Raw genomic sequence first — 21,410 nt, 5'->3', positions numbered from 1 at the left:
ATGCATTAGAAACGATCCATCCAGATAACGAAGGCCGGACACCGACTTTGTAGGATAAAGTTCTCGGCATCTTCCTTGTTTCTCTTTTTGGAACACAAGCTTTCTACCAATAAGAGGGAGACATCTGCTACGAGGCTGGTCTCGATGGCCGAAGCGCTCCTTGCAATGGCAGGAGCCACGACCAAGACTGCAATTCCTTTCTGTTGCAGCGCAGCAATCTCTTTCGTTGCAGCATTCGAATTCTCAGTCTTAACGATTTGCATGGCCATGCCCTTTTGCTCGAAAGACTCCAGCAGATCATTCGACATCTTCTTGATCCGTTCGTCTCCGCTCAGGCTTGAGAGTACGATACAAGGAGCACTTTTGTCCGCGAGATACTCGGTTAGGTTCAGACGTAGGAGGTCGATGTCCTTACGTCTTGTAGCTTTTTTCTTCTTGTTGCCGGTCAGGCGACTGAGCAGATGCTTGAGCACGTCCTCGCCCAGATCGGAAGGAACCAGCATCAGATTGCGCAGGATGATAGAAGCAAAGATCACCACCAGGGGTAGAATGAAGCCGATTAGTACGCTGAGAATGATCGAGAGTACTTCTTTGTTAGCTCCTGGTACAGATTTCGTCTTGTCTAAAACAATCAAACTTGAGGATGACTCTGCAGCTAAGGCATCTACCTTGTACTCGTCGAGCATGGCCGTGAGTCTGAGACGCATAGCTTCGCGGCTGGTAGTTTTCTCTGCATCGGTTATTCCGAGAGCCTTAAACGTAGAGTCGTTGGCAGCCGTATTGTTTGCTTGCAAGTCTCTCAATCCTTGTTTGGTGAGGGCTATTTTCTCTTCCACTTGAGCCTTGTGGCGACTGCGAGCCAGTTCGTCGTATTTCCGAATGAGCCCGTCCAGAAAATCTCTGGCAAAGCCGATGGTACGATTCATCGTTACACGCATTTCGATTCGGCCTTTCAATTCTTCCGTCTTGAGGTTTGTGTCGTAGCGCACACGTGCCGCCTCTTGGGATTCTTTGGCGATCAGGAGGTTTATCGGCCATGCCTTTTCTTCCCAAGTCCCGTCTGCGAAATATTCGGTTTTCTCCACGATGAGGTCGCCGATGGGTGTTTGTTGTGGCTCTCCATATCGGAGGACGATATCGGAAAGATTGATGGGTTTGCCCATGTGCTTGCCTTTCAAGGAGAGTATTGTAGCCTTGTCTTGTTCCAATTTCATCTTCACGGAAAAAGCTTCCATGGCTGTTTCTTTGGGGAAGATGAGATGGATGGGGGTAGTGTCGTATATGTCGCGATTGGCAAATCGACCCGGGAGATAGTAATTGACATCGAACTGTATTTCAGCTCCCACCTCTTCTACCAGACTGGTGGCGCAGAGTCCGTTGAAAGTCGGGTCTCTATCCAGAACCGATACGCCTTCCCAGCGAGGAGTATAGTTGTCATGCAAGCTGTACTTGGGGTTCAATCCTCCCGTTGTGGAACGGTGAATATTCTCTGGATAGCGCGCCATCACAGCCGTGAAATAGACACTGGAGGGAACGCCCGCTCTCTTGCTACTGATTACACCCCATACGCCGAAGACACAGACCGAGAGTAGGATCCAATACCAGTTCTTGAGGCAGAGTTGCAAAAATACGGCCAGAACCGAGTCCTTGGCAGGAGTGATGCCGCGCATCGACCGATTCGTTGCTTGATGATTTTCTACCATAATAATATAGTTGTCGTTGTTCTTTTGTTTGCGATTTTACCTTATCTGTGCGAAGATACGGACAAAAACCTTTATTCGCTCTCAGAGAGGTATTTGTGTCTTACGGCGCAAGCCTGTGAGTTATTAGGCCGCGTGACGCAAGAATATGGTCAGCCCCAGCTCTCGTGTCATCAAGACGAAGACCACTATCAGTAGAATCACGGCCGAAATCCAGAGGCCGAGCGCACTCCAGCGGAGTCCCGAAGGGAAGGAGCCTCTCTTGTCGCGGCTGTGGTTCGTGAAGATAATGGCCATCACCGGCACCACGACGATCACAAAGACTGATGCGATTGCGCAGAGCACCATCCAAGACGGGATGGATACCCACTCGGAAGCCAGCGGAGTATTGGACACATAACTGCCGGCTACAAGCTCCATGAGCAGACCGAAGAGTCCAAAGACCACAGCCAGAATGAGGCCGACTCCGGCCAAGACAAACACCCCTTTGAGCAGACAGCCCAGGGCATTGACTACGCCGTTCTCTCTATGTCTGAGTGCAGCATCGGCATCTGCCGCTACACGGCGGCCTATGTTCTCTACCGTTATGGGTTCGCCGTGCATCTGCAACTTTTGTGAGGCTGTAATGGCAGGTGGGACGATCATCCAGACAGCCAAGTAGCCGACGATAACAAGCCAAGATATGGAATAGACAGGAAGGGCGAGAAGTACTACGATGATTCGCACCACGGCGACATTCCAACCGGTGTAAGCTGCAAGACCGCTACACACTCCGCAGAGAGCAGCATTGTCCATATCTCGGAAAAATTTGCGCTTTGCGCTCCCGTCTGCAGCCTCGTCAAAGTCCGGTGTGCCGCTGTATCGGCTTTCTTCTCCCCCGTTGTGGTGAGAATAGTCGCTCGTCGATTGATAACCTTCGTCCGAGAAATATGCGGCCGAGTTGCTGCTCTTGATCACCTCTCGAACCATACTGATGTCGATGACTGACTGCTCGTTTTGCAATCGGGCGGTCACGGCATCGGCAAAGTAAACCTCGAACTCTTCTATTGTTTTGCAGTCGGTGCGATTGTCGCGGTCGAAGTGTGCGGCCAGGCTGTGCAGATAGTCGTCCAATAGGTGGTAAGCATCCTCGTCAATATGGAAGACCCTGCCACCCAGATTCATCGTAAGTGTTTTTTTCATTCTCTTGCTCTTATTAGTTTGGCTCTTGTCCCTCTTTTATGTCGCGTACCAGGAGCTGGAGCGATTTGTTCCCGTTGAATTCGTTTTCTTCTATCGTATAGCATAGACAGAAGTAGCCATTTTTTACCTTATCGCACTGCTCCGCCTGATTGAAGGCGATGCCGTTGATCACTTGTCGATCATTAGCCGGCACGGCCACGTCCACTTTGAGGTGCTCGGAAGCCTTGCCTACCACACGGCTGCCGCCCGAATCGGTCAGGTTGCGAGAGACAAATACCGGCTTTGCATTGTCCGGCCCGAACGGCCCCATGCGTTTGAGGTTGTCCAGTAGTTTGTAGTTCACCTCTCTGATGTCTATCTCTGCATCCACGTCTATCTGCGGTACGAGTGTTTCGGGGACAACAGTCTCTTCTGCATAGTCCGTAATCATCTTGCGGAAGACTTCCAGATTTTCTTCCTTGAGCGTCAGTCCCGAAGCGAAGGGGTGCCCACCGAAATTGACCAACAAGTCCTTGCAGTGCTCGATGGCCTTGTATATGTCGAATCCACCGACAGATCGTGCCGAGCCGGAGATGAAGTCGCCACTCTTGGTCATCACGATCGTGGGGCGGGAGTAGCGTTCCGTCATTCTGCTTGCCACGATGCCGATCACTCCTTTGTGCCATTTGGGGTGGTAGATGACCAGTATCTTCTTGTTCACGTCGGACAGTTCTCCGAGGATGTCGATGGCCTGTTCCGTGACGTCCTTGTCCAGTTCGCGCCTCTGTTCGTTGCACTCGTCAATGTCCGCCGTGCGACTTTGAGCCTCGATGGCGTCCTGTGAGAGGAGCAGCTCCACCGCTTTGCGACCGTTCATCATACGTCCTGAGGCATTGATGCGCGGCCCTATCTTGAAGACGATATCGCTGATGTCGATCTTCTTGTTCCTCAGTCCGCAGACATTGATGATCGCCTGCAGCCCGAGGGACGGGCGCTTGTTGAGCTGACGCAGACCGTAGTAGGCCAAAATGCGGTTCTCTCCCATGATGGGGACGATGTCAGAAGCGATACTCACGGCCACCAGATCGAGTAGTGGCAGGAGCTTGGACTCGGGCAGATTGTTGCTGCGGGCATAGGCCTGCATGAACTTAAAGCCCACCCCGCAACCCGAAAGATGTTCGTAGGGGTAGGTGTTGTCCGTCCGCTTGGCGTCCAGTACGGCGACGGCATCGGGCAGCATGTCGTCCGGATTGTGGTGGTCACAGATGATGAAGTCTATGCCCAGAGATTTGGCATAGGCCACCTTTTCCACGGCTTTGATGCCGCAGTCGAGCACGATGATGAGTTTGGTCCCGCGTGAATGTGCGAGGTCTATCCCTCTGTAAGAGATGCCGTAGCCCTCGTCGTATCGGTCCGGTATGTAATAGTCCAGCTGATGCTCTGAGCAGCCTGTGGCGCGCAGATACTTATATACGAGTGTCACAGCTGTGGTGCCGTCCACATCGTAGTCGCCGTATATCATTATTTTTTCCTTCCGCCCCACAGCCCTGTTGAGTCGGGCTACTGCTTTGTCCATGTCCTTCATCAGGAAAGGATCGTGCAGATCCTCCAGTTTCGGGCGGAAGAAGTGCTTAGCTTCTTCTATGGAAGTAATCCCACGGCGCACCAATAGGCACCCCACTACGGGCGCGAGCCTGAGCTCTTTGGCGAGAACCGCTCCGTGTGCGCGTTCCGCCTCGGAGAAGGGCTCCAAATTCCAGTTGTAAGTCATTGTATGTCATTTTTTTATTTGCTATGTGGTGAGTATGTGAGTAGCGTTTCGGTAGGGACATCAGGCCTTTTCCTGTCGGATTGCGGGACGCAGTAGCCTGTGCCTCGCTGAGGATAAAGGCTGCCCTTTCCTCTGTTTACGCCCCGTAAATATAGTAAATAGTTGTGAGTCGGTGCCGGATTACCCCCGATTCTCATACCGTTTTCCGCCCTTTGTCGGAAGGCGAATAGCCGGAGAAACTATAGAACAGTCTGTCTTTCCCCGGTGACCCAAGCCGATCGGCAGATTTCTTACACCGAAAAACACCGAAAACATGCGCCTGATCTCAACACAAAGTCGCGCCAAAAGTTTTTTGATTTGGCGCATAATTTTTTTGGAAATGGCGCCATTTCGGAAACAATTATGCGCCACGATTTTTGGCACGGCAGGTGACCTTTTTTCGGCGCATAAACGCATATATGTCGATCGCTCCACTACCTGCATACGAGACGCCTATAATAAAGTATGTATATTTGCGTGACATGAAACAGTATTTGGACTTGCTGCACCGCATCCTCAACGAGGGGGCGTACAAAGAAGATCGCACGGGAACGGGCACGATAAGCGTGTTTGGTCACCAGATGAGCTTCGACTTGTCGGAGGGTTTTCCGTTGCTGACGACGAAGAAGTTACACCTCAAATCCATCATCTGCGAGCTGCTGTGGTTCTTGCGGGGCGACACCAATGTGCGCTTCCTGCACGAGTATGGCGTGAGTATATGGGACGAGTGGGCGGACAGCAATGGCGACTTGGGTCCCATCTATGGCTATCAATGGCGCAGCTGGCCCGACTATCAGGGTGGACATATAGATCAGATGCAGAACGTCTTGCGCCAATTGCGAGAGGAGCCTGACAGCCGTCGCATTATCGTCTGCTCGTGGAATGTGGGGCAGATCGACGAGATGCGTCTGCCTCCCTGCCACTGCTTCATGCAGTTCTATGTGCAGGACGGCAAGCTCAGCCTCCAACTCTATCAGCGTAGTGCCGACTCTTTCCTCGGCGTGCCGTTCAATATCGCTTCCTATGCACTTCTCTTGCAGATGGTGGCACAGGTGTCGGGGCTGCAACCCGGGCGCTTCGTCCACACGCTCGGCGATGCACATATCTACAGCAATCACCTCGAACAGGTGCGCCTGCAGCTCAGTCGCGAGCCGCGCACGCTCCCGCAGATGATACTCAATCCCGAGGTGAAGGATCTCTTCGGCTTCAGTCTCGATGACTTCCGTCTCGAAGGATACGATCCCATGCCGCATATTGCAGGCAAGGTGGCCGTCTAATCTCCGTCCTGCCTGCCCGACTCATAGCATTTTTCTCTTATCAGATATGATTTCAATAGTCGTTGCCATAGCCGAGAATGGAGCTATCGGATACAAAAATGACCTCCTGTGGCATTTACCTGCTGATCTCAAACGTTTCAAAGAAACGACCACGGGGCACAGCATCATCATGGGTAGCCACACCTTTCGCTCCCTACCCAAGGGTGCATTGCCCAACAGACGCAATATCGTTCTGAGCCGTACACGGCAAGAATTCCCCGGAGCCGAATGGGCTGCTACGCCTGAGGTGGCGCTCGAGATGGTGGGAGACGAAGAAGAGGCCTTCGTGATCGGTGGTGCACAGATCTATGCCGCTATGCTCCCGTACGCCGATAAGATCTATCTAACACGCGTGCACGCCAAGTTTCCTCACGCCGATACTTTCTTCCCGAAGCTCGACATGAGCGAATGGCTCGAACTCAGCCGCACTGAATATCCGGCCGATGAGAAAAACGCCTACGCCACGACGCTCCACGAACTGGTGCGCGACTATTAGTGCGTCGGCCGGCCTTTTATCCAAAAGCTAATCAGTAACAATACAATATCTACGCAATGCAAAAGCCATCTATACCCAAAGGGATGCGCGACTTCAGTCCGGTGGAAATGAGCCGTCGGAACTATATTTTTCAGACCATACGTGAGGTGTATGAGCTTTACGGCTTCAGACAGATTGAGACTCCCTCCATGGAGATGCTCTCCACACTCATGGGCAAATATGGAGAGGAGGGCGATCGCCTTCTTTTCAAGGTGCTCAATTCCGGCGACGTGCTGGCCGATTTCACGACTGAGGAGTTGGCCGAGCGGAACTCGCTCCGCTTTGCGGCCAAAGCCTGCGAGAAGGGATTGCGCTATGACCTCACGGTGCCCTTTGCGCGGTATGTAGTCATGCACCGCAACGAGATAAACTTTCCATTCAAACGCTACCAAATCCAGCCCGTATGGCGCGCCGACCGTCCTCAGAAGGGGCGCTACCGCGAGTTTTATCAGTGCGATGGTGATGTGATCGGCACGGATTCGCTCCTGTGTGAGGTCGAACTCATCCAGATCATCAGCGAGGTTTTCCGTCGATTGGGTGTGCGCACGCGGATTTTGCTGAACAATCGTAAGATTCTCTCCGGTATAGCCGAAGTTGTAGGGCATGCCGATCGACTCACGGACATAACCGTAGCCATCGACAAGCTGGATAAGATCGGGATCGGACGCGTGGAAGAGGAGCTGCTTTCCAAGGGCTTCGATGACGACTCCATCGCTCGTCTGCGTCCTTTTATTGAACTGAAGGGGGACAATCGTACCCAACTCGAGCATCTGCGCACTGCCCTTGCTTCTTCCGAGACGGGGCTGAAAGGAATTGAGGAACTCGCCTTCATCTTGGATAAGACGGATCGCGTTCAACTCTTCTCTGAGCTGACGATAGATATTTCTCTCGCCCGCGGTCTCTCTTACTACACCGGAGCGATTCTGGAAGTGAAGGCTATGGATGTAGCCATAGGCAGCATAACGGGTGGCGGGCGCTACGATAATCTTACCGGAATCTTCGGTCTCGAAGGGATGTCCGGCGTGGGTATTTCGTTTGGTGCAGACCGTATCTATGACGTGATGACGCAGCTCGAACTCTTCCCCGAGGAGAGCCTTGTCGGCACTCAGCTGCTTTTCGTTCACTTCTCAGAGGAGGATGCCGATGCGCTCCTGCCGCTTATCCAAGGGTTACGCGCCGAAGGTATCCGCACGGAGCTGTATCCCGAAGCTGCCAAGGTGAAGAAACAAATGAGTTATGCCAATGCTGCTGCCATTCCTTTCGTTGCTTTGGTGGGCGAAGATGAACGTGCTGCCGGCCTTGTCCAGCTCAAGAATATGATCACCGGAGAGCAAGAATCTCTCCCCGCCGACGCAGCCGCCATCGCTGCTGCTCTGCACCGTTGATCGACAAGCGCTATTTCCGATAATAGTAGAACGCAAAAAAGAGGGAGAACTCGGACGTCATGCCGAGTTCTCCCTCTTTAATTTTGTCGTAAGACGAGGTCGCCGAGTTACTTTCTCTCCACGATGATCTTCTCAGTCGTAGCTCCCAGTCGCAGGAAATAGAGACCTGCAGGCAGAGCTTTCAGGTCGATGCTCATTCTTTCGTTTGTGAGCAGAAGGTCTCGAATCAGTCGTCCGTTTACATCGATTAGTCCGGCATGAATACCGATCATCGTTGATGGTATTTCCATCCACAAGTAGTCTGTCGCAGGATTGGGGTAGAGACGTATCTTTACCTCAGTTGTCTCCTGAGTGCTCGTATAGTTGATAGCCAGAATGTTAGTGATTCGGTTCCATTCGTCGGCTTGCGCATAGAGGGGGATGCTTCCCTCGGGGACGTATAGCGTCACCTCTTGTGGTACGCCGTCGAGCGACTCGTTCATTAGAGTCGGAGGCGTTTCACGATGGGCTGTTATGCTCATGAGAGAGGAGCATCCGTTGAAGGTTTGGATGCCCATTGTCGTTATTCCTCGTCCGATACTCACCGACTCCAAGCTGGAACAATCCATGAAAGTCCGTGCCTCTAACGAACGGACAGAGTGTGGCAGCTCTATGCTTTTCAAGCTAGTACATCCCATAAAAGCGCAGTTGTTGATCCACTGGAGGTTTTTCCCCAGATGTGCGGTCTCCAGACTGCTGCATTCAGCGAATGCGTCCGTGCCCAGAGTGATGGTGGCATCGGGTACAACGACTTTCTTCAGAGCCCTGCACCGAGAAAAAGCAGACCCACTTATTCGTTCCACATTCTCTCCCAAAGAGAGAGAGACCATATTGGTACATTCCCTAAAAGCACTGCCGTCGATTAGCGTTACTGTGTTGGGCAGTTTGACGCTTGTGATTCGGCTACAGCCATTGAAAGCAGCGCCCCCGATGGTCTCCACGCCTTCCGGAGCTTCATAGTCGCCTGTCCACGCCATACCGCATTGTAGAACTATCGTTTTTTCCTTGTCGTATAAGATGCCGTCATGGCTGCTGTAGACAGGATTGTCCGGTGCTACATTGAAGGCTTTAATATTGCTGCATTCGTAGAATACAAAAGCCCGAATGTCCGTTACCGATGCGGGGATGTCTATTTGGGTTAGGCTTTTGCAGTTCATAAAGGCTTCGTCGTCAATCGTTTTCACTGCAGGGGGAATCACGATCGACGTTAGCTTGCCACAATCTTTGAAACAAGCAGGACCGATGGAGGTGAGTGCATTGCTTAAGCGAACCTCTTGCAGAGCCTCGCACAGCTCGAAGGCTTGGCCTCCTAAGGTTACAACCGTATGTGGTAGTGTCACGGAGGTCAGTGCGCTACACCCCAAAAAAACTCGACTTCCAATGGTCTCTATTCCGTCGCACAACGTGATCGAAGTGAGTTTTTTGCAGTAGGCGAAGGCTCCTCCTTCGATCGTTTTCACTCCGTCAGGTATCGTGTATGCACCCTTTTTGCCGGCGCCACAAGCTATCAGACTGGTGCCGGCTATGTCGTATAGTACGCCTTCGTGACTTTTGTAATGTTGGTTGTCTTCGGCCACGGTTATAGCCTCCAGATTATCGCATAAGGAGAAAGCCATTTTTTCGATGGAATTCGTGCCCCTCGGGAGATGTATGGACGTCAACGTATCACATTCGGCGAAGGCTCGCTCTCCCACCGATTGCAACCCTTCGTTCAGGAGGATTTCTTCCAATGCCGTGCACAAGAGGAATGCTTCCTTTTCAATTCGGATTACTCCGGCTGATAAGCGCAATTTTTTCAGGTCGTCAGAAAAGGCAAAAGCTCGCGTTCCGATAGTTTTCAAATCCGCAAATGCGGCATCGCTTTCGAGGTCGATTTCACTCTCGGTCCCTTTCCATTCCAGCAGAGTGGTCTTGTCTTCGGAGAGGACATAGCTATTTGTCGGGTAGGTCTGTCCTGCAAGCATGTGGCTACCTGCCATGAGAGTCGCCACAAAGAGGAGGACGACTCTCAGCGTCAATAGAATTTGTTTCATTGTTTTTCGTGTTTTTTTGTTCCGAAGGGTGTCTTTATTTCTGTACTGGCAAGACTCTTCGGGATAATACAACTGTGCGCAGAAAGCTCTATCGAGAGCCATTCCGCCGCCAAATATAGGACCTTTTATTTTATCTCTCTGCTCTTGGGCGGCATAGATGTGGGAATATTCTTCGGTTTTCAGGGAAGAAAAGTTGAGCGGATCAGCAAAAAAAGTTTTCTCGTTGCTTATAAATTCTTTGTTCGGAGCTTTCGTCTATATATACAAAGGCTTTGTCTGTTTGTACAAAATCTTCGTATGAATATACAAAGCCTTTGTACAAACTTTTCTTGCTTGTCCGGTCGATTTTTCTTGGCCGAGAAAAAAAGATTTCTCGGCCGACTTTTTGAATTTGATAGAACAGCCTATTGAGAGTGAAAGCTTGCCAGAGCTTGTCTCCAAGGGCAATTCTCTGTATTTTCGCGGCTGTTTTGGGGTGATGCAAACCGAACGATCCTTTGTATGAAAACGGCAATTTTGTTTTTCGTCCTTCTCCTCCTCTTTCTGCCTGTGAGAGGACAGAGCGTCGTGCCTGCATGGGAAGAGTATATCGGAGCTCAGGTGGAGTCGAACGGCATGAGCGAGGAGGAAGGAGCCGAACTCCGAGAGCGGTGGACGGCTCTGAGCGCCGATCCTCTGGATCTGAACAGCCTCACGGCGGCGGACTTGGAAGAGTTTCCCTTCCTCAACGAGTACCAAATACACCATTTCTTTCTCTATCGTCATGCTCATCCCGATGGATTCGAGAGCATTTGGGTACTCAAGGAAATCAACGGATGGGACCCTTACGTCTGTTCGCTCCTGTGGCCGATGGTGACGGTGCGGCAGAAGCCGGTGCCACTCGCGGCCTCTCTGCGCTCTGCTTTGTCCCAAGCTCGTCACGAGGTTTCGGCCGTGGCGGACGCCGTACTGCAACGGCAGGACGGTTATCGCCCCGATGCACGCCATCCCTATCGTGGTGCGCCATGGGGTGGCGGCTTGCGATGGAGCTATGCCACGGCGCATCGTTTCTCGCTCGGCCTCACGGCTGCCAAGGATCGGGGGGAACCCGCATTCAATTCCTTTAATAAAGGCTTCGACAGCTACTCGGCGCATCTCTTCGTCGAGGGGCGGGGTGCTCTGCGTGCTGTGGCTCTGGGGGATTATCGCGTGGGAATGGGCTACGGCCTGCTGATCAATCAGTCGGCTTTCATGGGCATGGCCTATGCCGATCCACGGGGTGGCGCCAAGCTGCGACGCGCTTTCACCTATGCCGAAGACAACTTCTTGCGCGGAGCTGCTGCCTCGTTGAACGAGGGGCGATGGTCGCTGACGGCTTTTTTCTCGCGCAAAGGCGTGGATGCCACGGTTACGGATGATGGCGCCATTCGGTCGTTCTACCAGACGGGGCTGCACCGTACCGATGCCGAGCTGGCCCGCCGACATGCTGCCGTGACCACGACTTCGGGCGCTTCCGCCGGCTATCGGGGCGAACGCCTGCGCCTCGGGCTGAACATCCTGCACGTACATTGGGGCGGTCGCCGCCTGCTGCGTGCCACGGGAACGAAGGGGATCGCTTCGCTCACCGATCTGGAACGCATTTCCCATCTCTCGGCAGACTATTCCTATCTGTTCGGAGGCGGAGAGGCGGAGGCTTTCGGCGAACTTGCCCGTGCCTCAAACGGTGCCGTGGGGCTGATCCAGGGGGTGCGCTATTCGCACCGGTTGGCTGGGAATTATATGCTCGTCGGGCGCTATTTGCAAGAGGATTATTGGTCGCATTACACAGGGGCCTATGCCCATTACAGCCGTCCGGGCAATGAGTGGGGACTGATGGGCAAAGCGCAATGGACGCTGCGGGGCAGATGGATGCTCCGCGCCTTTGCCGACTACTATGGCAGCTTCGTGCCGCGATATAACAGAAGAGAAAACACCGAGGCCGTGTCTTGGACTGTCGAGGGAGAGAAAGCGACGGCTCCGTTCTCGTGGTCGTGCCGCCTGCGCGGACTGGCCGACAGAGACTACCGGCGCTGCATGGCGCTCAGACTGAGAGGACGCTATGCCTTCGACAACGGATGGGGGCTGACGGCTTCGGCACAGATCGCTCGCAACCAATCTTATGACAGCTCCGCGGATGCATGGCAGGTGGCTACGGGTGGTAAGAGCCTGGCGTTGCGTGCCGACTATCGCGGGGCGAAACTGCTGCGTGTGTGGAGTGTGGATGCGGCGGCATTCGACACCGATGCTTTCGCCGACAGACTGTACGAAGCGGTGTACAATCCGCGCTATGCCTACGCCTCGGCCTACTTCTACGGTCGGGGTGTGCGCTTGGGGGTGTTCGTGCGCTTGGCACCCATAGTACACATCGAAGTGGAGAGCCGCCTGCATCATCTGCTGCGTCGCGATGCGGAAACGATCGGGACGGACGGCGAATTGATCCGTGGACAGGCTCGCACTCAACTATTCGTAACCGTACGCTATCGTTAGCCGGCCGACGGGCGAGTTCGATTCGCTCTGAGCATTTATAAAGACAAAACCAAGTAGCCGGAGCTACTTGGTTTTGTCTTTTAGATTCGGCTGCTTGCTCTGTTCGAGTAGCAGACGATAGGGGGGTGGGGGGATCATAATTGATTATAAAAGATTGCACTGTGTCTTAGACCTGTCTGCGACTCTTGCCACTGCAAGATGTATAAGCCTTGTTGCAGGGCAGAGATGTTGATTCTGTCATCTCCTCCTTTCAGAGACCCTTTCAGTATCTGAAGCCCGTTTACATTGAGGATTTGATACGTAAGGTCGGCATGCGCTTGATGGAAGCGGATGAAACCCGAATAGAGGCTGAAATGCGTTGCGTTATGGTCACAGTCGCCAAATCCGTGATGGTCTGAAAAGCATCGCAAGGGCGTCCCGTCCAAAACTGGGCTTTATACTCAAAGTCATCGCTAAGGAAGCAGCGGAGGACAGGCCGTGGATTGATATGATCGATTATAATTCCATACGGGCCGGGGACTTGATAAAGTGCATCGAGTTCTAAAACACCTAAATCTTCGATTACTTCGATCTGCTTACCAAAATCAGGCCACGGGCCTTCCTCGAAATAATTAGAGAGGAGATAGACTTGTCGAATTAAGTCGCGGCCATCAATATTGATCGTGCTTTTCTCAATCACTTTTACAACGATATGAGAAAAATTGGGATAATTTATATCCGGATGGGTGGGAAGCGGGATTGTGTCGCCGACTTCTGCCGTCAGGTCATAAAGCAGACGCAAGGTATCAGCCTCTACCACATAAGCCTTGCCACCTTTTCGATAGAGATAATAGGGTTCTAAGGCTGTCTCGACACCTAATCGATCGACATGAATCGTCTGCACTTCTTGTGCTTTGTATTCTCCTATTTGGACATCCTTTTCGACACGATGGCGGATATATCCATAGTGCATGGGAGAGTCCATACCGGTCTTTTCGCTCGAATGATAATACCAAGTGGTGCCGAGCGGATAAGGGGTAACTGAATCCTCTTGCTTGTCGCTGACTTTTTGCCCCAAAAGGAGACATCCATTAAAGATAAAAAAGCTCAGCAACAGTAAACTTCGGCTGTAAATATTCTTTTTCATATAGGCATCGTTTTATTTTCTCCCTTTCACGATCTTCTTCTTCATTTTTTCTTTGAATCTTTTCGGGTTAGTAATGTTAATCATGGCAAATGTATATGTTTTTTTGTCGTAAATCAATGCAAATCAATTGATTTCTACAGATAAGAAAAATGATAGTAAGAGTAAGTCTGCACAGATTGGGACAATAATAAAGGAAAAACCAAGTAGCCGGAGCTACTTGGTTTTGTCTTTTAGATTCGGCTGCTTGCTCTGTTCGAGTAGCAGACGATAGGGGGCACGTGGGGGGATTAGAGCCCGCCGCCGATCGATCCTTGTCCGCCACCGTCGTGATCACCACCCTGCGGCGGTGTGGGCGTTGCGGGCTGAGTGGGCGCGGCTGCGTTCGTCGCGGGCTTCTTCTTTTTCTTCGGCTTGGGGAGTTCGTCATCGGGCACATAGACGAGTTGCTCCCCGTCGATGCGGTACCAGCGATCCTCCTCGTCGCCGTTCTCGGCTACGAATGTGATGAGATAGTGGCGGCTCTTGCCCGTGCCGAGGGTGCGACCGGCAAAGACGGGTGTCTTCTTCTCGGCTTCCTCGAGCAGGGCGAGCAGGGGGCGGAGCATCTCGGCGATTTCGGCACGACGCTTCTCGACGGCTGCCTCTCCGTAAGAGGCGCGACGAGCCAAGAGTGTACGGCGATTGGCCACGAGACGATTGTACAGCTCGATGAGCGTTGCGATCTCCCGACTCGGCTCCATGTCGTCGATGGAGTCCATGCGGCGCACTACGGCTGCCAAGGCACGATCGGTCTCGGCACGCAGCGCCTTGACGTCGTACTTGCCGCGTTGGTCTGTGCTCAGACGGCGGATGAAGAAGTCGGCGAAGGCCTTATTGTTCTTTTCCAGTCTGTCAACGAGTGCCGTCACGCCGAGTTTCGTCACGAGGGGGCGAATGTTCTCACTCTTGAGATCGGTGAGGAAATTCTCTATCGCTGCCGTCTCCTTGTCATAGTTCATTCGGATCACGTTGCCGTAGCGAGCGGCCACGTCTTCGATTCTGGCTCCCGCGTTGCGCAGCTCGTTGTCTTCGTCGAAGGCATACGACCGCACGCGCGACATCAGCGCCTGATAGGCTCTGTCGCGTTCCTCGTCGAGGGCTACGACCTGAGGCGTCAGCTCGTTCGCGACGGGCGGATTCAGAGCCAAATCCTCCATTTCGATAGCCTTTTCCAGCTCGGGTAGTTTGGGATTCAGTTTAGCGATGTTTGCCGTGCGACAGAGCGTCAGCACATTCTTGGCAAAACGGTAGTGCTCCAAATTTTGGAGCCGGGAAATCGGGAAAACTTCTAAGATCATTCTCTTTTTACTTTAATTGTTTATAATATGTTGATAATTAGTGTGTTATAATGAGCACCGTATGCCTACGCTGGTCTCCTGCATCGTGCAGGAAAGCATCGTACGCCTACGCTGGTCTCCTGCATCGTGCAGGAAGGCATCGTACGCCTACGCCGGTCTCCTGCATCGTGCAGGAAAGCATCGTACGCCTACGCCGGTCTCCTGCATCGTGCAGGAAAGCATCGTACGCCTACGCCGGTCTCCTGCATCGTGCAGGAAGGTATCGTACGCCTACGCCGGTCTCCTGCATCGTGCAGGAAGGTATCGTATGCCTATGCCGGTCTCCTGCATTGTGCAGGAAGCAAGAAACGGCCTACGATCATTTTTTTTATATCTCTGCATGGGCTGTCGCCACAGCCGAGCACGAAGATACAGATCCTACGACAATCTAAAAACAATGGGACATTAAGCTATCTGTGTATTCCTGAAATTTATCGGTGAAAAAAAATGCGTTTTTCAGTATTGCAATTCTTTAGCTATTTACGGAGGGCTGCACGGAGTTGTTCGATGCTCGTTTTGTTGAAGCCGCGGCTCTCGGCTGCGGAGTAATCTTCGGCCGCGGCTTTCTTGTCTCCGATGGCGGCATTGATCTCGCCTCGTAGGGCATAGGCCGATGCTGCGGGCGAGGTGGCATATTCGAAGGCTTTGTTGATGTCGCGGAGGGCGTAGCCTTTCATTCCTTTGCGGAGGAAGAGGCGTGCGCGCCCTTCGTAGGCGTCGGCATTCTTGGGGAGCTTGTCGATGACGTAGTTGTACAGCCGCTCGGCTTTGTCGTAGTCGCCGCGCATGGTGGAGAGGAGGGCTATGCCGAGTCGGGCCTTGAGAGAGGAGTCGTTGATGCGCAGGATTTCTTCCAGATCCAGTTCGGCATCGCCGTATAATCCTTTGGCCAGATAGAGCATGGCTCTGCCGTAGTGATAGACTTCGTTGGTCGGCTCGGCGAGGATGAGTTCGTTGTAGTCGAAGAGGGCTTCGTCGGTCCTGCCCATTTCGGTCAGGAGCATGGCGCGATTGGTGCGCAGGAGTTTGTCCTGAGGCAGCTTTTGGAGGGCTGCGCTGTAGGTGAGCAGGGCTTCTTCCAGCTTGCCTTGTCGTTGCTGGATGGCACCGAGATTGTTCATCAGGGCATAGCTGGAGGGCAGGTCGGGATAGGCTTTGATGGCTTGGCGCAGTGCCGACTCGGCAGTCGGGAAGTCACCGCGGCCGAGCGCATCGAACGAGTTGTCGATCAGGCGGGTATAGTCGGCGGGTAGGCTGTCCGTCGGGGTGGTGGTCGATTGGGCATGGAGGGCAGGCAGAGCGGCGGCCGAGAGCAGGAGCAGGAGGGCGGAGCGGAGCCGGCGCAGGAAGAGATCCGTCATAATTGCATATTTTTGTCAGGAGTCACACACGGGGCGGGAAGAACGGCGCGATGAGGCGCCGTCGGTTCTTGTCGCTGTGGGTATAAACGGAATAGTGCCAACGTATAGTATAGCGTAGAAGAATAAGGATATGAAATGGGATTTCTTTTTGCAGGTTCTCCCTGCCGACACGAATAAAGTGAACAAGATAGTCGAGGTTGTTTCGCCCGAGACATTGCAGCAACTCAAGGACATCAAGCCCTCGCAATGGAGCACGCTGCTCACGGAGTGGGGCGGCAAGGCTCTGAGCTTCGGGATCAAGGTGGTCTTGGCCATCGTGGTCTTCTATCTCGGCAAGCTCTTGCTCAATCTGCTGATCAAGTGGATGGACAGGCTGATGGAGCGTCGCTCTGTGGAACCGGCGGCACGAACTTTCCTGCGTTCGCTGGCACATATCGCGGGTTTGGTCCTATTGCTCTTGACCATTGTCACGACTTTGGGCTTCCAACCGGTGTCGTTGGCAGCACTGTTGGCCTCGGTGGGCTTGGCTGTCGGCATGGGCTTGAGCGGACAGCTCCAGAATCTGGCCGGCGGACTGATCATTTTGCTCACGCGTCCGTTCAAAGTGGGCGACTACATCGCCGCGGGCAACGGAGCCGAAGGGACGGTGGATGCCGTGATGATGTTCCACACAACGGTGGTGACGATAGATAATAAATATGTATTCATCCCCAATGGACTCCTCAGCAGCAATCTGATTACCAACTACAGCCGTCAGTCCATGCGCCGCAACGAGTGGATAATCGGGATAGAATACTCTGAGGACTTTGATCGAGTGCGAGAATTGGTGATGCGTCTGATTGAAGAAGAGCCGCGTATCCACAAGGAGCCCGCTCCCATCGTAGTCCTCAAAGAACTTGCGGATAGCTCCGTAAAAGTGATGGTGCGGGCGTGGAGCAATACGGATGTGATGTGGAATGTCTATTGGGACTTGAACGAACGGATTCTCCAAGGCTTCAACCAAGCGGGTATCTCGTTCCCCTTCCCACAGCTCACGCTGCATGGCTCCATCGCGTCTGTGGACAGAGCGTCAAAAGCCGCAGGTCAATCGCTCGAGAGCGTATCGACCAATACTTCCCGATAGGCGTTGAAAATCTTGGATTTGGATACGAATCCGAGATAACATCCCTGCTCGTCCACGACGGGCAGGTTCCATGCTTTGGTGTCGTCGAACACCCGCATGATCATCTCCATCGACATCGTATTCACGATCTTGGCGGGTGCAGATATCATGAATCTGCTCACGCGGAATCGTTCGTATAGTTCGGGACGGAACATGATGTTGCGTATGTTGTCGAGCATGACCAGTCCCATCAGTACATTCTTCTCGTCGAGCACGGGGAAAACATTGCGATGGCTTATCCCAAATACGCGCACGACATCTCCCAAAGACATATTAGGCGTAACCGGTTCGAAGTCCTTTTCGATCACGGACTCGAGCGTCATCAGCGTGAGGACGGCCTTGTCTTTCTGGTGCGTCAGCAGCTCTCCTTTCTGTGCCAAGCGCAGCGAGTAGATGCTGTGAGGCATGAAGATGCGGATGGTGGCGTAGGACGTGGTGCTCACGAGCATGAGCGGCAGGAAGAGATTGTACCCGCCCGTCAGCTCGGCTATGAGAAAAATCCCCGTCAGCGGAGCATGCATGACAGCCGCCATGACCCCCGCCATGCCCATGAGGGCGAAGTTCTTCTGTGGCAGATAGACGTCGATGAAAGGGAAGAAGTTCAGCGCATAGGCAAAGACGAAGCCGCTGAGTGCGCCCATAAAGAGACTGGGCGCAAAGAGACCGCCGCATCCTCCGCCCGAATTGGTGGCAACGGAAGCGAATACCTTGGTCACGATGATCAGGCCGAGGAAGACAAACAGTACCCAATAGGAGTCGGCATACGGTTCGAACAGGCTGCCTTCCATCAGCGCTCCGTACTGGCCGCTGAGCAAAGCGTTGATGGTGTCGTATCCCTCCCCGTACAAAGGCGGAAAAAGGAAGATGAGTCCGCAGAGGATGAAGGCCGAGATGAGGAAACGTTGGCGATAGCGGGAGAAGCCTTTGAGCCGGCTTTCGAATACGAACATGACTTTCGAGAAGTAGAAAGAGACCAGCCCGCAGAATATTCCCAACAAGACCACGAAAGGAATACGATCCATCGAGAACGGATCGGTGAGCGTAAAGCTGAACATGGCTCCCTGCCCCGTGATGATGTAGGACACGGCTGCTGCACTCACCGAGCTGATGAGCAGCGGCAGCACGGACGACATGGTCAAGTCCAGCAGGAGCACTTCGATGACGAATACAAGCCCCGTGATGGGCGCTTTGAAGATGCCCGAGACGGCTCCTGCCGCACCACAACCGATGAGTAGCATCAGTGTTTTCTGCTCCACGCGGAAGAGTCGGCCGAGATTTGAGCCAATGGCAGCGCCCGTGAGCACGATGGGCGATTCGGCCCCGACCGACCCCCCGAAACCGATCGTAATGGAACTGGCCGCAAGAGAGCTCCACGTATTGTGTGGCTTGATGCGGCTTTTGCGTTGGGAGATGGCGTGTAGGATCTTCGTTACCCCGTGACTGATGTCGTCGCGTACGACATAGCGCACGAAAAGCCATGTGGAGAAAATGCCCACGACGGGGAAAATCAGATAGAGGTAGCTCGTTTCGCGGATTCGCTCAAAGGCGAAGTGCTGGATCGTATGGATCGTATTCTTGAGTATTACTGCCGCAAGAGCTGCCGTAATACCGATGAAAAGACTCAGGATGATGAGGAAGAGCCTTTCGCTTATGTGTCGCTCCCGCCAGAGCAGGAACTGCATGAACCAGCCGTAGTGGTTCGCTGTCTCGTTCTTTTTCATTTACCCAATCCTTTTACGATGGTACGGCATGTATAGAGAAGTACTTCGAGATCGAGTCGCAGACTCATGTTCTCGTAGTATAGGAAGTCGTATTGGAGTCGCTCCAGCATCTCATCGAGATTGGAAGCGTAGCCATAACGCACCATGCCCCAGGACGTGATGCCCGGGCGCACGTTGTGCAAGAGATAGTAGTAAGGCGCCTTCTCTACGAGCTGGCGGATGTAGTACGCACGCTCGGGGCGCGGGCCCACGAAGCTCATGTCGCCACGCAGTACATTCCAGAACTGTGGCAGCTCGTCGAGACGGTACTTGCGCAGGAAATGTCCTACAGAGGTGACGCGCGCATCCCCATCGAAGCTGAGACTGGGACCGTCCTTCTCTGCATCGAGATGCATGGTGCGGAACTTATAGATCGTGAACGGACGGCCGTGTAGCCCGATGCGTTCTTGCCCGAAGAAGATGGGACCTTTCGACGAACGCTTGACCAGAATGGCGAGGACGGCATAGACCGGCATGAAGAGGATGAGCAGGATGAGTGCGAACAAGCGGTCGCAAAACCACTTGATACTCTTGCCCGATTCGCTCATGTGCGTGGCAGTCATATCCACCATAGGCTCTCCACTCATCCCCCTCACGTTTACCTTGGCTCCTGCGAAGAGCATGCTGCGCATCGGCACACTTACAGGGAGGTGGTAGGGGTAGAGCTTGTACAAGAGCAGACTGATGAAGCTTGCATCGGGACTGTCCACGGCCAGGATAATCTGGTGGGGCGTATGCTCGCGGACGGCTCGGTCGATCAGTGCGCTGAATCGGACGAGCGAACTCTCGGTCTCGTTCTTATCCATCGGAGGCACGAAGTCAATTCGGTTGGTCGTCGTGCTGCTTATCGAGTGCAGCCATGTGGCTGTTTCCTCAGCGACGGTCCCGCTGCCGATCAGCAAGACACTGTGGTAGTTTTTGGTTTTTTGTCTCTCGCGGATGCCGTAGTTAGTCACCCATAGGCGCGGCAGATAGGTCAGTGGCCACACCACTGCCACCATCAGCATGAAGAGGCGAAGGTAGAGTGCGGTGTCGTGCACGATGTCGTCCACCACGAGCAGCAGGAAGACGATGACCACCCCGACGAGAACGGAGGTCGTCGTGGTGATGAGTTCGGATATGCGACTCTTAGAAACGGGTTTGTTGTAGTAACCCGAAAGCGCGAAGAGCGACAGCCAAAACAGTAGATAGAGGAGCCCCACCCACAAGCTCTTCGTGTCGAAGAGATAACCCGACAGGGTAGAGTACAGTCGCCCCTGCTTCTCGGTGAGGAAGCGCAGCGTGTTGTAGCTGAAGTACGAGGCCGTGATGCTACAGACATCTACCGCCAGATAGCGCAGACGGTGCAGCTGTTCTCTTGTCATTGTCGGAGCACCTCCACTTCTCCTTTGGTGCCGAGACGAATGATGGCCGAAGGCTGTCCCCCCTTTTCTTGGCGACGACATTCTACTACGTAGTCCACTCCCTCGATGATCTCGGGGGCTATCTGGGCATAGGTTTGTGCGGCCGGCTGACCGCTTTTGTTGGCTGAGGTGGAGACCACCGGCACACGCATCAGTCTGCAGAGTTCGGTGGAGAATGGCTCTCGCGTCACCCGTATGCCGAGCGTCCCGTCCTCAGCGATGAGCGAGGGCGCCACTCCTTTAGCTGCAGGGTAGATGATGGTGAGAGGCTTATTGGTCAGTTCGATGAGATCCCACGCCATCTCCGGCACTTCGTCCATGAGCCCTTGCAGCTTGGCTTCCGAGTCGGTGAGCACGAGCATGCTCTTGCTGTCGGCTCTTTCTTTGAGCCGGAAGATGCGCTGCACGGCTTCCTCGTTGGTGGCATCGCACCCGATGCCCCAGATCGTATCGGTGGGGTAGAGGATGATGCCTCCCTTGCGCATGATCTCTGCTGCCTTCTTGGCTTCGCTTCTGAACGTGTCGTCAAGATTCTTCATCGGAGACCTCCTTTTGATGAGAGGGATGAAGACGAAACCCTTTCGGAGTGGATAAGTGTATGGGTGATTACCATGTTGACGGGCTTTTGGACTGGTCTTTTCATCTATTTACTTGAGGCAAAAATATGAATAACTGCCTTACTAACGCTTTATCCGCTGCATAACTTGTCAATAACGGCAGAAAAGAGGAGAACAGAAT

General features: G+C 53.4%; 16 protein-coding genes. 6 read left to right on the top strand and 10 right to left on the bottom strand.

Features of this window, described 5'->3' with window-relative positions; all coding sequences use genetic code 11:
• Nucleotides 1-5 precede the first annotated feature (5 nt).
• The 3 genes from C7382_RS07160 to recJ all read right to left on the bottom strand — a co-directional run bounded on the left by C7382_RS07160 (nt 6) and on the right by recJ (nt 4,632).
• A complete protein-coding gene (locus C7382_RS07160) occupies nt 6-1,703 on the bottom strand; it encodes a hypothetical protein (protein ID WP_116679613.1) in 1,698 nt (565 codons plus the stop codon).
• Nucleotides 1,704-1,826: 123 nt separating this feature from the next.
• Nucleotides 1,827-2,882 (bottom strand): PspC domain-containing protein, encoded by a 1,056-nt coding sequence (locus C7382_RS07155; protein WP_116679612.1) that lies wholly within the window; start codon nt 2,880-2,882, stop codon nt 1,827-1,829.
• Between the two features lie 13 nt (nt 2,883-2,895).
• A complete protein-coding gene (recJ, locus tag C7382_RS07150) occupies nt 2,896-4,632 on the bottom strand; it encodes a single-stranded-DNA-specific exonuclease RecJ (protein ID WP_116679611.1) in 1,737 nt (578 codons plus the stop codon).
• Between the two features lie 521 nt (nt 4,633-5,153).
• Between recJ and C7382_RS07145 the strand changes: the two genes are divergently transcribed.
• Genes C7382_RS07145 through hisS form a run of 3 tightly spaced genes read left to right on the top strand, consistent with a single transcriptional unit; the run spans nt 5,154 to nt 7,907 of the window.
• Entirely contained in the window at nt 5,154-5,948 is a 795-nt protein-coding gene (locus C7382_RS07145) for a thymidylate synthase (RefSeq protein ID WP_116679610.1), read from the top strand.
• A 46-nt stretch (nt 5,949-5,994) separates the two neighbouring features.
• Entirely contained in the window at nt 5,995-6,483 is a 489-nt protein-coding gene (locus C7382_RS07140) for a dihydrofolate reductase (RefSeq protein ID WP_116679609.1), read from the top strand.
• Between the two features lie 56 nt (nt 6,484-6,539).
• A complete protein-coding gene (gene hisS, locus C7382_RS07135; protein ID WP_116679608.1) occupies nt 6,540-7,907 on the top strand; it encodes a histidine--tRNA ligase in 1,368 nt (455 codons plus the stop codon).
• 107 nt (nt 7,908-8,014) lie between these two features.
• On the opposite strand, the gene C7382_RS07130 is transcribed toward hisS, so the two are convergent.
• Nucleotides 8,015-9,979: a leucine-rich repeat domain-containing protein gene (locus C7382_RS07130; protein WP_165815136.1), complete on the bottom strand. Its 1,965-nt coding sequence runs from the start codon at nt 9,977-9,979 to the stop codon at nt 8,015-8,017.
• Between the two features lie 501 nt (nt 9,980-10,480).
• Here C7382_RS07130 and C7382_RS07120 point away from each other — a divergent pair.
• Nucleotides 10,481-12,484: a hypothetical protein gene (locus C7382_RS07120; RefSeq protein WP_116679605.1), complete on the top strand. Its 2,004-nt coding sequence runs from the start codon at nt 10,481-10,483 to the stop codon at nt 12,482-12,484.
• A gap of 280 nt (nt 12,485-12,764) precedes the next feature.
• Here C7382_RS07120 and C7382_RS07115 read toward each other — a convergent pair whose 3' ends face one another.
• Nucleotides 12,765-13,610 (bottom strand): hypothetical protein, encoded by an 846-nt coding sequence (locus tag C7382_RS07115; RefSeq protein WP_243405676.1) that lies wholly within the window; start codon nt 13,608-13,610, stop codon nt 12,765-12,767.
• A gap of 287 nt (nt 13,611-13,897) precedes the next feature.
• On the bottom strand, nt 13,898-14,947 hold the full coding sequence (locus C7382_RS07110; protein ID WP_116679604.1) for a DUF6261 family protein: 1,050 nt from the start codon (nt 14,945-14,947) through the stop codon (nt 13,898-13,900).
• 50 nt (nt 14,948-14,997) lie between these two features.
• Between C7382_RS07110 and C7382_RS10005 the strand changes: the two genes are divergently transcribed.
• Complete coding sequence (locus C7382_RS10005; protein ID WP_133241541.1) at nt 14,998-15,378, top strand: hypothetical protein; 381 nt, start codon at nt 14,998-15,000, stop codon at nt 15,376-15,378.
• Between the two features lie 84 nt (nt 15,379-15,462).
• On the opposite strand, the gene C7382_RS07105 is transcribed toward C7382_RS10005, so the two are convergent.
• Complete coding sequence (locus tag C7382_RS07105; RefSeq protein WP_116679603.1) at nt 15,463-16,347, bottom strand: tetratricopeptide repeat protein; 885 nt, start codon at nt 16,345-16,347, stop codon at nt 15,463-15,465.
• Nucleotides 16,348-16,477: 130 nt separating this feature from the next.
• On the opposite strand from C7382_RS07105, the gene C7382_RS07100 reads away from it, so the two are divergent.
• Nucleotides 16,478-17,470 (top strand): mechanosensitive ion channel family protein, encoded by a 993-nt coding sequence (locus tag C7382_RS07100; RefSeq protein ID WP_116679602.1) that lies wholly within the window; start codon nt 16,478-16,480, stop codon nt 17,468-17,470.
• Here C7382_RS07100 and C7382_RS07095 read toward each other — a convergent pair.
• Genes C7382_RS07095 through C7382_RS07085 form a run of 3 tightly spaced genes read right to left on the bottom strand, consistent with a single transcriptional unit; the run spans nt 17,431 to nt 21,211 of the window.
• On the bottom strand, nt 17,431-19,230 hold the full coding sequence (locus tag C7382_RS07095) for a chloride channel protein (RefSeq protein WP_116679601.1): 1,800 nt from the start codon (nt 19,228-19,230) through the stop codon (nt 17,431-17,433). The two genes, C7382_RS07100 and C7382_RS07095, sit on opposite strands and share 40 nt — an antisense overlap.
• Nucleotides 19,227-20,633: a sugar transferase gene (locus C7382_RS07090; protein ID WP_116679600.1), complete on the bottom strand. Its 1,407-nt coding sequence runs from the start codon at nt 20,631-20,633 to the stop codon at nt 19,227-19,229. The genes C7382_RS07095 and C7382_RS07090 overlap by 4 nt, the downstream gene beginning before the upstream one ends.
• Nucleotides 20,630-21,211 carry an L-threonylcarbamoyladenylate synthase gene (locus tag C7382_RS07085; RefSeq protein ID WP_116679599.1) on the bottom strand — a complete coding sequence of 194 codons (582 nt, stop codon included), beginning with the start codon at nt 21,209-21,211 and terminating at the stop codon, nt 20,630-20,632. The genes C7382_RS07090 and C7382_RS07085 overlap by 4 nt, the downstream gene beginning before the upstream one ends.
• Nucleotides 21,212-21,410 lie beyond the last annotated feature (199 nt).

Origin of the sequence: Porphyromonas loveana (genome assembly GCF_003096695.1) — a bacterium.
Classification (GTDB): domain Bacteria; phylum Bacteroidota; class Bacteroidia; order Bacteroidales; family Porphyromonadaceae; genus Porphyromonas; species Porphyromonas loveana.
Note: the sequence above shows the minus strand (reverse complement) of the source record. Positions and strands in the feature narration are given on the sequence as shown.